Annotated in this window: 11 protein-coding genes; 7 read left to right on the forward strand and 4 right to left on the reverse strand. The window is 72.2% G+C overall.

Features of this window, described 5'->3' with window-relative positions; all coding sequences use genetic code 11:
• The first annotated feature begins 254 nt into the window (after positions 1–254).
• Positions 255–3,365: a S41 family peptidase gene (locus ACWDLG_RS37025; protein WP_449929075.1), complete on the forward strand. Its 3,111-nt coding sequence runs from the start codon at positions 255–257 to the stop codon at positions 3,363–3,365.
• Positions 3,366–3,485: 120 nt separating this feature from the next.
• Positions 3,486–4,820 (forward strand): glycosyltransferase family 4 protein, encoded by a 1,335-nt coding sequence (locus ACWDLG_RS37030; RefSeq protein WP_449929077.1) that lies wholly within the window; start codon positions 3,486–3,488, stop codon positions 4,818–4,820.
• Here ACWDLG_RS37030 and ACWDLG_RS37035 read toward each other — a convergent pair.
• On the reverse strand, positions 4,786–5,688 hold the full coding sequence (locus ACWDLG_RS37035; protein WP_449929079.1) for a S1C family serine protease: 903 nt from the start codon (positions 5,686–5,688) through the stop codon (positions 4,786–4,788). The genes ACWDLG_RS37030 and ACWDLG_RS37035 overlap by 35 nt on opposite strands.
• Positions 5,689–5,872: 184 nt before the next feature.
• Between ACWDLG_RS37035 and ACWDLG_RS37040 the strand changes: the two genes are divergently transcribed.
• On the forward strand, positions 5,873–6,589 hold the full coding sequence (locus ACWDLG_RS37040; protein ID WP_354916200.1) for an HNH endonuclease family protein: 717 nt from the start codon (positions 5,873–5,875) through the stop codon (positions 6,587–6,589).
• Here ACWDLG_RS37040 and ACWDLG_RS37045 read toward each other — a convergent pair.
• Positions 6,573–7,391 (reverse strand): SGNH/GDSL hydrolase family protein, encoded by an 819-nt coding sequence (locus ACWDLG_RS37045; protein ID WP_449929081.1) that lies wholly within the window; start codon positions 7,389–7,391, stop codon positions 6,573–6,575. The two genes, ACWDLG_RS37040 and ACWDLG_RS37045, sit on opposite strands and share 17 nt — an antisense overlap.
• 176 nt (positions 7,392–7,567) lie before the next feature.
• Here ACWDLG_RS37045 and ACWDLG_RS37050 point away from each other — a divergent pair, with 176 nt between their 5' ends.
• Positions 7,568–8,785, forward strand: a complete 1,218-nt coding sequence (locus ACWDLG_RS37050) for an isochorismate synthase (protein WP_449929083.1) — start codon at positions 7,568–7,570, stop codon at positions 8,783–8,785.
• A 5-nt stretch (positions 8,786–8,790) separates the two neighbouring features.
• Here the strand turns inward: ACWDLG_RS37050 and ACWDLG_RS37055 are convergent, their stop codons facing one another.
• Together ACWDLG_RS37055 and ACWDLG_RS37060 are read right to left on the reverse strand one after the other, a co-directional pair.
• Positions 8,791–9,411: a YigZ family protein gene (locus ACWDLG_RS37055; protein WP_449929085.1), complete on the reverse strand. Its 621-nt coding sequence runs from the start codon at positions 9,409–9,411 to the stop codon at positions 8,791–8,793.
• Positions 9,412–9,618: 207 nt separating this feature from the next.
• Complete coding sequence (locus ACWDLG_RS37060) at positions 9,619–9,942, reverse strand: cupin domain-containing protein (RefSeq protein ID WP_449929087.1); 324 nt, start codon at positions 9,940–9,942, stop codon at positions 9,619–9,621.
• Positions 9,943–10,014: 72 nt separating this feature from the next.
• On the opposite strand from ACWDLG_RS37060, the gene ACWDLG_RS37065 reads away from it, so the two are divergent.
• The 3 genes from ACWDLG_RS37065 to ACWDLG_RS37075 are packed head-to-tail and all read left to right on the forward strand — an operon-like array spanning position 10,015 to position 12,535.
• The gene (locus tag ACWDLG_RS37065) at positions 10,015–10,962 is read left to right on the forward strand and encodes a helix-turn-helix domain-containing protein (protein ID WP_449929089.1); all 948 of its coding nucleotides are present in this window, start codon (positions 10,015–10,017) and stop codon (positions 10,960–10,962) included.
• A gap of 38 nt (positions 10,963–11,000) precedes the next feature.
• Positions 11,001–11,339: a YciI family protein gene (locus ACWDLG_RS37070; protein ID WP_449929091.1), complete on the forward strand. Its 339-nt coding sequence runs from the start codon at positions 11,001–11,003 to the stop codon at positions 11,337–11,339.
• Positions 11,336–12,535: an RNA polymerase sigma factor gene (locus ACWDLG_RS37075; protein WP_449929093.1), complete on the forward strand. Its 1,200-nt coding sequence runs from the start codon at positions 11,336–11,338 to the stop codon at positions 12,533–12,535. The genes ACWDLG_RS37070 and ACWDLG_RS37075 overlap by 4 nt, the downstream gene beginning before the upstream one ends.
• Positions 12,536–12,626 lie beyond the last annotated feature (91 nt).

Here is a 12,626-nt window from a genome sequence, read left to right on the forward strand (position 1 = left end):
TTGGGTATTAACGGGGTTGATGCCCGAATAGCGGGCCGACACATCGGGGGAACGACCAATGCCAGAACCGCAGAAGAAACCCGCCAAGTCCGGTAAGGCCAAGAAGGCGAGCATCAAGGCGACAAGAGCCTCCAAGAACGCCAAACGCGAGGCCGGCAAGAAACCGGAAGGCGAGTAGGTTCCCCTCACCGCGACGGTGCGATCATGATCAGGCAGCCGGCCGCCCGTCCGGCTGCCTGATCACGGAGCGGCCAATGACGGCATACCTGCGCTTCCCAGCGATCTTCAAAGACGTCGTCGTCTTCGCGGCGGAGGACGATCTCTGGATGGTCCCCGCGCAGGGCGGGCGCGCCTTCCGGTTGACCGCGGGGCTGGCCGAGGCCGCCTACCCGCGGTTCTCGCCGCGCGGCGACCAGCTCGCCTTCGTCGGCAGGGAGGAGGGTCCCGAGGAGGTCTACGTCATGCCCGCGGGCGGCGGGGCGGCCAGGCGGGTGACCTTCCACGGTGCCCGGTGCACCGTCACCGGCTGGGACCCGCACGACAGGGTGCTGTACGCCAGCGACGCGCAGCAGCCGTTCGAAGGGCAGAAGTGGCTGCACCGGGTGCGGCCCGGCGGGGTGCCCGAGCGCCTGCCGTACGGGCCGGCCACGAGCATCAGCCACGGACCGCGGGACATGATCGTGCTGGGCCGCAACACCGCCGACCCCGCCCGGTGGAAGCGCTACCGGGGCGGCACCGCCGGCGATCTGTGGATCGACCCGGCCGGTCAGGGCGACTGGCGGCGGCTGATCAGCCTGCCGGGCAACCTCGCCTCGCCGTGCTGGAGCGGTGACCGGGTCTGCTTCCTGTCCGACCACGAGGGCACCGGCAACGTCTACTCGTGCGCGCCCGACGGTTCGGACCTGCGCAAGCACACCCATCACCGCGACTACTACGCCCGCAACCTCTCCAGCGACGGCCACACGCTCGTCTACCACGCGGCGGGTGACCTCTACGTCCTCGAACCGGACAGCGAGACCAGGCGGGTGGAGGTGCTGCTGGCCAGTTCCCGCACCCAGCGCAACCGGCGCTTCGTCGACGCCTCCGACTACCTCGACAGCGCCACGCCCAGCCCCGACGGCAGCGCGGTGGCGATCACGACCCGTGGCAAGGCCTACACCTTCGCCGGCTGGGAGGGGCCCGTCCACCAGCACGGGGAGGTCGACGGCGTCCGCTACCGCTTCCTCACCTGGACCGGCGGGGGCGGTATGGTGGCCGCCGCCAGCGACGACGGCGACCGCGAGGTCCTCGTGCTGCTCGACGGCAGGAGCCAGACACGCCTCGACCACCTCGACACCGGACGGGTCACCGACCTGGTCGCCGCGCCCGCCGGTGACCTGATCGCCGTGACCAACCACCGCCACGAGCTCCACGTCGTCGACCTCGCCAGGCGCACCGCCACTCTGGTCGAGGCCAACCCGCACGCCGCGGTCGAGGACCCCGCCTGGTCGCCCGACGGCCGCTGGCTCGCCTACGCCTCGCCCACCAGCGCCCAGCACACCGCCATCAAGATGCACCACGTGCCCTCCGGCCGTACGGTGACCGCCACCCACCCGGTGCTCAAGGACTACCGCCCCGCCTTCGATCCCGAGGGCGACTACCTCTACTTCATCGGCCAGCGCGTCTTCAACCCCGTCTACGACGCCCTGCAGTTCGATCTCGGCTTCCCGCTGGGCACCAGGCCCTACGCCATCGCCCTGCGCGAGGACGTGCCCTCCCCGTTCGTGCCCCGGCCGCGGCCGCTCGCCGCCAAGAACGACGACGGGGACGACGAGGACGACGGCAGGGACGAGGCGGAGGAAGGGGAGGACGAGGGCGACGTGCCGGGTGAGCCGGCCGTCGACGTCGAGCGCCTGCCGTACCGGATCACCGCCTTCCCGCTGCCCGAGGGACGCTACGAGCGGCTGGCGGGGCTCAAGGGCAAGGTGCTGATCCTGTCCCACCCGATCGAGGCCGACGAGGGCACGCTGCACCTGTTCGACTTCGACAAGCAGAAGGACGAGACCTTCGCCACCGACGTCACCGACTTCGTGCTGGCCGCCGACCACCGGAGCCTGCTCTACCGGGCCGGAGATCGCCTGCGGCTGCTCAAGGCCGGTGAGGTCCCCGACGTGGACGACGAGACGCCCGGCCGGCAGAGCGGATGGCTCGACCTGTCCCGTGTCAAGGTCTCCCTCAGCCCCGAGGCGGAGTGGCGGCAGATGTTCCGCGAGGCGTGGCGGCTGCAGCGGGAGAACTTCTGGTCGGCCGACATGGCCGGGCTCGACTGGCAGGCCGTCTACGAGCGCTACCTGCCGCTGCTGGACCGCGTCACCACCCGGGGGGAGTTCTCCGACCTGCTGTGGGAGCTGCAGGGCGAGCTCGGCACCAGCCACGCCTACGAGATCGGCGGCGAGTACCGGCCCGGCCCCGACTACACCCAGGGCAAGCTCGGCGTCGACTGGGAGTACAGGGACGGCGCCTACGTGATCGGCCGCGTCGTCCAGGGCGACCCGTGGGATCCGGAGGCCACCTCACCGCTCAACCGGCTCGGCGTCCACGTACGGCAGGGCGACGCGCTGCTGGCCGTCAACGGCATCCCCGTCGGCGCGACCACCACGCCCAACCAGGCACTGGTCAACCAGGCCGGGCAGGAGGTCGAGCTGGCCCTGTCCAGGCAGGGGCGCACGTTCACCGTGACCGTCCGCGCCATCGCCGACGAGCAGCCCGCCCGCTACCGCGACTGGGTCAACCTCAACCGCGCCCGCTGCCACCAGCGCAGCGGCGGCCGCGTCGGCTACGTCCACATCCCCGACATGGGCACCGCCGGGTTCGGCGAGTTCCACCGCGGCTACCTGTCCGAGTACGACCGCGAGGCGCTCATCGTGGACGTCAGGTTCAACACCGGAGGCAACATCTCCGCGCTCCTGCTCGACAAGCTCGCCCGCCGCCGCGTCGGCTACGAGCATCCGCGTCGCGGCGACGCCGAGCCGTACCCGCCGGAGTCGCCGCGCGGCCCGCTGGTGGCCGTCACCAACGAGTGGGCGGGCTCCGACGGCGACATCTTCAGCCACACCTTCAAGCTGCTCGGACTCGGCCCGCTGGTCGGCAAGCGCACGTGGGGCGGTGTCATCGGCATCTGGCCACGTCACCGGCTGGCCGACGGCACGCTCACCACCCAACCGGAATATTCCTTCACCTTTGTCGAAGGTGACCGGCGAGTGGAGAATTATGGGACAGACCCGGACTTTGAGGTTGATATCACACCTCAGGACTACGCCCGAGGGATCGACACGCAACTCGAGAAAGCCATCGATCTCGCGATAGAACGGATCTTTCACAGCTGATGCTCAGACTTTGCAACCTTCTCCATCATTGGAGCGTCTAAAGGGCGAAAGCGGGGGAACGCGCCACGGGGACAGGCAAGCGCGTGAACCCGGAAGCTTCCGAGAAGGGGACCCCCACAGGTGCGTGCACTGGCAGGCAAGGGCAAGGCGGCCGTCTACCGGCTGTTCGAGGCCAACAACCGCAGGCGCGGACGAGCCGCGCCACCTCCGTCCACGCACCAGATCAAGATCCTTCTTCTGCATGCCTACGGCATGGGCGGCACCATCAGGACGGTCTTCAACCTGGCCGGATACCTGGCCGCCACCGGCCGCGACGTGGAGATCGTCTCCATCCTCAAGGAGGCCGAGGAGCCGTTCTTCCCCCTCGATCCGCGGGTGAAGGTCCGCTTCCTCGACGACCGGCTCGTCCCGAGGACCGGCCTGCGCGGCCGGCTGTCGAAGATGCCGAGCAGGCTCATCCCCCCGCAGGAGGCGGCCTACCACCGCTTCAACCTGTGGACCGACCTGCAGCTGGCCAGGTGGATCCGCTCGATCGACACCGGGGTCGTCATGGCCACCAGGCCCGGCCTCAACCTGGCCCTGGCCCAGCTGGCGCTGCCGAGCGTCATCACCATCGGCCAGGAGCACGTGGCCCTGCAGGGACAGCCGCAGGAGGTGCAGGAGCTCATCAAGCGCCGCTACCGCAGCTTCGACGCGCTGGTCACCCTGACCAAGGCCGATCTGCGCGACTACCGCGAGACGCTGCGGCGCAAGCCGAAGAAGCTGGCCCGCATCCCCAACGCGGTGCCGCCCATGACGGGCGAGGTCTCCAAGCTCGAGAACAAGGTCGTGGTCGCCGTCGGCCGCATGACCAGGCTCAAGGGCTTCCACCGTCTCATCACCGCCTGGGAGACCGTGGCGGCCGCCCACCCCGACTGGACCCTGCGCATCTTCGGCGCGGGACCGCAGGAGGACAACCTGCGGGCCCAGGTGGCCGAGGCCGGGCTGCAGGACAGGATCGAGCTGCCGGGGCCCACCACCGATGTCGGCGCCGAGCTGGAGAAGGCCTCGATCTTCGCGCTCAGCTCGCGCCACGAGGGCTTCCCCATGACGATCCTGGAGGCGATGGCCAAGGGGCTGGCGGTGGTGAGCTTCAACAGCCCGCACGGCCCCAAGGAGATGATCACCAACGAGGTCGACGGCCTGCTGGTCAAGCCGCGCACCAACGCCAACCTGGCCGCCGCCCTCATCCGCGTCATCGAGGACGAGGAGCTGCGCCACCGGCTGGCCGAGGGCGCGCTGGCCACCGCCGCCACCTACGACGTGCAGTCCGTCGGCGCCAAGTGGGACGCCCTGCTGGAGGAGCTGCTGGCCCGCCGCAACGGCACCTACGTCAAGCCCGACCCCACCGCCGCGCCGGCCGCGCCCGAGCCGCCCGCGCTCACACCGTCTCCAGCTCCACCGGCTCAGCGATGACGTCCACGAGCGCGCCGTTGCGGAACACCGTGATCGGCAACGGCCGCCCGATCGCCTCGGCGAACATCAGCCGCTGAAGGCTCTGCGCGTCGCCCACGGGGTTGCGTCCGGCGCTCAGCACCAGGTCGCCCGCCCGCAGCCCCGCCCGCGCCGCCGGGGAGCCCGGCACCACCTCCATCACCCGCAGCGCCTGCCGCTGCCCGGTCCGCGCCCGCAGCGCCTCGGGCAGCGGCGCGGGCGAGGTCACCAGGCCGAGGAAGGCCCGGCGCACCCTGCCGTCCCTGATCAGCGCGGCGATGATGGAGCGCGTGGTGGAGTTCACGGGCACGGCCAGGCCCACCCCGACCCCCGCCACGGCGGTGTTGATGCCCACCACCCTGGCGCGCGCGTCGGCCAGCGCCCCGCCGGAGTTCCCGGGATTGAGCGCCGCGTCGGTCTGGATGACGTCCTCGATGAGCCGCCCGCCCACGGGCAGCGAGCGGCCCAGCCCTGACACCACGCCCGCCGTCACCGAACCGGCCAGGCCCAGCGGGTTGCCGACCGCCACCACCAGCTGGCCCACCACCAGGCCGTCGCTGTCGCCCAGCACCGCCGGAGCGGGCGTCGCGCCCTCGGCCCTGATCACGGCCAGATCCGACAGCGGATCCCGGCCCACCAGCACGAAGTCGCTCGCCGACCCGTCGGCGAAGGCCACCGTCCCCGACCGGGACGAGCCGACCACGTGCGCGTTCGTCAGCAGGAAGCCGTCGGTGGTGAACACCACGGCCGAACCGCTGCCCCTGTCCGCGCGCACGCCGGCCACCTTCGGCATCAGCTCGGCGGCGACCGAGGACACGGTGCTGGAGTAGGCGTCGAGGGGATCGGACATGCGAGACCTCCCGTGTCGATTACACGATTACACGGTAACTCACCCAGCACGTGATGGCGATCGTCAGCGCGCCGGACCACCTCCTCCGTCACACCTTCCTCACCTGAGCCGAGCAGGTCGTGTCGAACCCCGGGGAAGCGGGAATCTACTCGGCCTGTGCCCATGAATGGCCGGGAGGCGCCACTTGAGCACTCGGGACGCGGTCGCCGTGCTGGCCGCCGCCGTACTCCTCGCCGGCCTCCTCGGACGGCACCCCGGCCAGCCGGCCACCGCCGCGGCCACCCCGCTCGACAACCCCCACGGCACCCGCCCAGGGCTGGCCCCCATCACCAGCGCGGACGACAGGTCCGCCGCGCGCGACCTCATCGGCGGGTTACGCGTGCGGGGCATGGGGCCCAAGACCGGCTACAGCCGCGCCCGCTACGGCGAGAACTGGGCCGACACCGCCACCGACCTGCCGTACGCGGGCAACGGCTGCCGCACCCGCGACGACCTGCTGGCCCGCGACGGCCACGACCTGTCCTACCGCAGGGGCTCCTCCTGCGACGTCGTCGCGCTCAGCCTCGACGACCCCTACACCGGGCGCACCATCGCCTGGCGCAAGAGACGCGCCGACGACATCCAGGTCGACCACGTCGTCCCGCTGTCCTACAGCTGGCGCATGGGCGCCACCCGCTGGCCCGCCGCCAAGCGGCTGCGCTTCGCCAACGACCCGCTCAACCTGCTGCCCGTCGACGGCGACACCAACGAGGCCAAGGGCGGTTCCGGCCCGGCCGCGTGGCTGCCGCCCCAGCGCCGCGTCCGCTGCGCCTACGCCGTCCGTTTCGCCCAGGTCGCGCTGAAGTACGGCATGGCCGTCACCAGGGCCGACAAGGCCACCATGCTCAGAGTGTGTCGGTAGACCAGTCGAACCCCTTCTCGAACGTGATGCCGGCCAGCGCCCGCTGGCCGTCGGCGTTCGGATGGAAGTAGTCCCACTTGCTCACCAGGTCCAGCGAGAACGGATAGGAGAACACCGCGCCTCCGTCGGTACGGCACCGCGGCCCGTAGGCAGCGCACGCCCGTTCCCACTCCCTGTTGAAGGCCATCACCCTGGCCCGCACCCTGGCCCGCCGCCGCACGTCGGCCCGCTTCGTCGAGGTGGGGTTGGCCAGCATCGCCTGGCAGATCCTGCCCAGCCCCCAGAACGTCCGCGCGATCACGTCGTCCTTGCCGACCTTCCACAACCTGCGCAGGTCGGGGATGCTGGCCACGAACACCCGCGCCTGCGGCAGGTCGGCTCGCAACCGGTCCATCGCCTCCCGCACCCGCTGCCCGAACACCTCGACGGGCGTCATCGCCGCCTCGGTGCGCACGCACGCGTCCTGCGCGCCCAGCATGATCGTCACGTACTCCGCCTTGACCGCGACCGCCTTGTCCACCTGGCCCATCAGATCGGCGCTGGTCGCCCCCGGCACGGCGAAGTTGCGGTTGTTGCCCCGCAGCTCGGGCTCCCGCTCGGCCAGCCTGAGGTAGTGGCTGCGCACGTGCGCGTTGTCGCCCGCCGACCAGGAGCGCGACGTGCACGAGACGTACCAGCCGCAGGCGTTGAACCCCGCGCTCACCGAATCGCCCAGCGCCGCCATCACCCCGGGCACCGGTTCGGTCTCGACGGCGCCCGACCCGGAGACCAGAATCACAGCGGTGAGCACGCGAAGGATCATGGCCCCCAAGGTAGAGACGGCCGCGAGGGCAGGCCACGACAAGGACCCACTTCCTATCGACGCTTGACACAACCAGGTTGAGCCCTATACCACCTGGTGTCCGGATTTTCCCCTAAGGTAGGGCTTGGCAGGGGGCCTGAATCGAACACGTTCAGTTCCGGCATAGCATGTCTTGAGTGAGTGTCGCGCTCGGAACAACCCGCCCTCTGCCGGTTCGTACCGTCCCGATCGGGGACCCCGGCAACCTGCTCGCCAGCCTGCCCTCCACCGCTCCCTACGCGTGGATCCGGCACGGCGAGGGCCTCGCCGGATGGGGCGAGGCCGCCAAGGTCACCGTGCCCTCGGGCCCCGGCCGCTTCGCCTGGGCCCGCCAGTGGCTCTCCTCCGCCTTCGCCGACGCCCACACCCACGACGGCATCGGGCCCGTCGCCTTCGGCACCTTCACCTTCGACGAGAACTCACCCGGCTCCACTCTCGTCATCCCCAGAACCGTGCTGACCCGCCGCGACGGGCAGACCTGGATGACCACCATCGGCGATCCCGCCCCCGCCGGGCCGCCGGCCCCCATCACCGATCCCGGGCGCATCAGCTACGGCGACGGCAGCCTCACCGCCCCCGCGTGGGAGGCCATCGTCGCCCGCGCCTCCCGGCGCATCCGCGAAGGCGAGCTCGAGAAGGTCGTGCTCGCCCGCGACCTCACCGCCACCGCGCAGCGCCCCATCGACACCCGCCTCCTGCTCACCCGCCTGGCCGAGCGCTATCCCGAGTGCTACACCTTCTCGGTCGCCGGGCTCGTCGGCGCCACCCCCGAGCTGCTCATCCGCCGCACGGGCCAGCAGATCGAATCCCTCGTGCTGGCCGGCACCACCGCACGCGGCACCAACCCCGCCGACGACATCGCCCGCGGCGCGGCCCTGTTCGCCTCCACCAAGGACCGCCACGAGCACGAGTGCGCCATCGCCTCCGTCCGCGAGGCGCTCACCCCGCTGGCGGCCAGGCTCAGCGTGCCCGACGAGCCCGAGCTCCTCGTCCTGCCCAACCTGCAGCACCTGGCCAGCCACGTCACCGGCACCCTCGCCGACGGCGCCTCCGTCCTCGACGTCGTCGCCGCCATGCACCCCACCGCCGCCGTCGGCGGCACCCCCACCGACACCGCCATCCGGCTCATCCGCGAGCTCGAAGGCATGGACCGGGCAGGCTACGCCGGCCCCGTCGGCTGGATCGACGCCCACGGCGACGGCGAGTGGGGCATCGCGCTGCGCTCGGGCATCGTCAAGGGCCGCCGCGCCCGGCTGTTCGCCGGCTGCGGCATCATGGGCGACTCCGACCCGGCCTGCGAGCTGGCCGAGGCGCAGACCAAGTTCCGCGTCATGCAGTACGCGCTGGAGGGCTGAGCCCGTCACGCCTCGGGGAGGTGGACCTCCGCCTCCACGGCCACCGCCGCCCTGCCCGCCGTGAGCGTGGCCACCCAGGCGGTGAAGACGTCCACCTGGTCCTGCCCCACCGCCACCGCGAAGGACGCCTCGGCCCCGTAGCCGGCTTCGCGCACCGGATAGGCCGACGCGCGAAGGGCGTTCTCCACCCGGCCGGCCAGCTCGTGCCCGACCGAGACCCGCACCAGCCTGGCGGGCACCATGCGGACCGGCTCCACCCGGTCGAGGGTCTCGGTCACGGCCGAGCCGTACGCCCTGACCAGGCCGCCCGCGCCGAGCAGCACGCCGCCGAAGTAACGTGTCACGACCGCGACCACGTCGTTGAAGCCGCGGCCCACCAGCGCCTGCACCATCGGCGTGCCGGCGGTGCCACCGGGCTCGCCGTCGTCGTCGCCCTTCTGCAGGCGCTGACCGATGACGTAGGCGGTGCAGTTGTGGGTGGCACCGGGGTGCAGCCTGCGCCGCTCGGCGATGAACGCGGCGGCCGCCTCGACGCTCTCCGCGGGGGCGATCGCGCAGATGAAGCGGGACCTCTTGACCTCGGTCTCGTGCTCGGCGGGGGCTTTCAGGGTGAGGTAAGGGGTCACCTGGCCAGGCTACCGCCTTTACAAAGTAGATCAATGTATCCCGCCGTCGCCGCCCCCGCGCGGGAAGCCGGTGACGGGCGCCCGCCCGGGCGGCGCCCCGGACGGGCGGTGTCCCGGACGGGCGGTGTCCCGGACGGGCGGTGTCCCGGACGGGCGGTGTCCCGGACGGGCGGTGTCCCGGACGGGCGGTGACGACCTGCTGGAGGGTCAGGCAGGCGGGAGACTGATGCCGAGCATGCGGGCGCCGGACTCGGTGCGCGGCCGGTGGGTGCTGCCCGGACCGAAGACCACGTAGCTGCCCGGGCCGAGACGGTGGCCGTTGTCGATGAACTCGCCCGACACCACGTAGTAGCGCTCCTCCCCGTCGTGCCGGTCGACCTCGGGCCACTCGGCGCCGGGGGCGAAGTCGTACATCCAGCCGCGGGCCCGGTCCGTCGCCGTCAGCCGCCGCCTGACGATGCCCGGGACCACCTCGACGGCCTCCACCTCGTCCACGTGCAGCACGTTCATGTCGTTGTCCTGGTGATTCATGCCGGCCATCCTGCTCGGCCACCGCTCCCCCGGCACAGTGTCTGGATTGACATCTTGAGATACTTTCCTGCCATGGGCGTTCACCGGGTCTTCGCGCTCGTCCTGCCGCCGCAGTCCACGTTCGAGCTGGCCTGCGCGGCCGAGGTGTTCGGCGTGCGCCGGCCGGGGCTGCCGGTCCACTACGACTTCGGCGTCTGCGCCGAGCGTCCGGGGCCGGTGCCGACGCTGGCCGGTTACGACATGCACGTGCGGGACGGCCTGCCCGCGCTCGACACCGCGGACACGGTCGTCGTGCCCGGCTGGCAGCGGCCCGGCGAGCGGGCCTCCGCGGCCGTCGTCGACGCCCTCGTCCGGGCGCACGGGCGCGGGGCGCGCATCGTCTCGATCTGCTCGGGCGCCTTCCTGCTGGCGCAGGCCGGGCTGCTCGACCACCGCAAGGCCACCACCCACTGGCGCATGGCCGCCGAGCTCGCCGCCCGCTTCCCGCTGGTCCAGGTGGACCCGGACATCCTGTACGCCGACCTGGGCGACGTCGCCACCAGCGCGGGCACCGCGGCGGGCATCGACCTGTGCCTCCAGCTGGTCCGCGCCGACCACGGAGCGGCCTACGCCGCGCAGGTGGCCAGGCACATGATCATGCCGCCGCACCGGGAGGGCGGGCAGCTGCAGTACGCCGCCACGCCGGTCACCGCGAAGGTCGCCGACTCGCTGGCGCCCGTCCTGGACTGGGCCGCCGAGCGGCTGCACGAGCCCTTGACCGTGGAGGACCTCGCGGCCAGGGCGGGGATCTCGCCACGCACGCTGGCCAGGAGGTTCGCCGAGCAGCTCGGCGCCAGCCCGGGCCGGTGGCTGCTCGGCCGGCGGGTGGCGGCGGCGCAGGCGCTGCTGGAGGAGACCGATCTTCCGGTCGAGACGATCGCGGCCAGGGTCGGACTGTCGTCGGCGGCCAACCTGCGCAGGCGCTTCCACGACGCCCTGCGGACCACGCCCGCCGCCTACCGCCGGTCCTTCCGCTGGTAGCCGCGGCGGCGACCGGCCCCGGCAGTAAGCTCGACGGCGTGAAGTACGTGCTCATGATCGCTTCCGACGCCTCGGTGCCGCGCGAGGTGGTCGACGCCCAGATCCAGGCGGGTTGCGGCGGCTGGAGCGAGGAGATGGAGGCGCGCGGCGTGGTGCGCGGCGGGGCGGGGCTGCGGCCCACCTCGGAGGCCACCACCGTGCGCGTGCGGGAGGGCCGGGTGCTGCGGTCGGACGGGCCGTTCGCGGAGACCAAGGAGCAGATCGGCGGATTCGTCCTCATCGAGTGCGCCGACCTGGAGGAGGCCGTCGAGATCGCCGCCAGGCACCCGTCGGCCGGCTACGACCAGATCGAGATCAGGCCCGTCTGGGAGCCATGACCGGGCCACCGGACCGGCAGGCGCTGATCGAGAGCGTCTTCCGCGCCGAATGGGGTCAGGTCGTGGCCACCCTCATCCGCGTCACCGGCGACTGGGACCTGGCCGAGGAGTGCGCCCAGGACGCCTTCGCCACGGCCATGGAGCGCTGGCCGCGCGAGGGCGTCCCCGACCGGCCGGGCGCGTGGCTGACGGTGACCGCCCGCAACCGGGCCACCGACCGGCTGCGCAGGCAGGCGGCCGGGGCCGCCAAGCTCCGCGAGCTGGCCGCGCACCCGCCCGGACCGCAGCCGGAGGTCGACGGCTTCCCCGACGACCGGCTGCGGCTGATGTTCACCTGCTGCCATCCCGCGCTGCCCTTCGAGGCGCAGGTCGCGCTCACCCTGCGCAGCCTGGCGGGGCTCGGCACCGGCGAGATCGCCCGTGCCTTCCTGGTGCCCGAGTCCACGATGTCGCAGCGGCTGGTCAGGGCCAAGCGCAGGATCCGCGAGGCGGCGATCCCATTCGCCGTGCCGCCGCCCGAGCTGCTGCCCGAACGGCTCGAGGCCGTCCTGGGCGTCCTGTACCTGCTGTTCAACCAGGGCTACAGCGCGCACGGCCTGTGCGGCGAGGCCATCAGGCTGGCCAGGCTCGCGGCCGGCCTGATGCCCGACGAGCCGGAGGCCGGCGGGCTGCTGGCGCTGATGCTCCTGCACGATGCCAGGCGGGCGGCCAGGCTCGACGACGAGGGCGTGCTCGTCACGCTCGACCGCCAGGACCGCGCCCGGTGGGACCGCGCCCAGATCGACGAGGGCCTCGCCGTCCTCGACGCGAACCTGGCGCGCGGCCGTCCCGGGCCCTACCAGGTGCAGGCCGCCATCGCGGCCTGCCACGCGACCGCCGCCCGCGCGGACGACACCGACTGGCGGCAGATCCTCCTGCTGTACGGCACGCTGGCGCGCATGCTGCCCTCCCCCGTGGTCGAGCTCAACAGGGCGGTGGCCCTCGCGATGGTGGCGGGACCGCAGGCCGGGCTCGACCGGATCGACACGCTGGCCGGCCTGGACGGCTACCACCTGCTCCCCGCCACCCGCGCCGACCTGCTGCGCCGCCTCGGCCGCCGGACCGAGGCGGCCGCGGCCTACCGGCGGGCGATCGAACTGGCGGACGAGCAGGCCGATCGTCGCTACCTGCGCAAACGCCTGTCGGAGCTCTCCTAGGAGCTGTTTCCTGGATCACGTGCGGAGCCAGATGACCAAGGCTGCGACCGTGACGGTTCCCAGGAAGATGTAGGCGCGTTTGTCGTAGCGG

The sequence above is a fragment of the Nonomuraea sp. NPDC003727 genome (genome assembly GCF_053586935.1).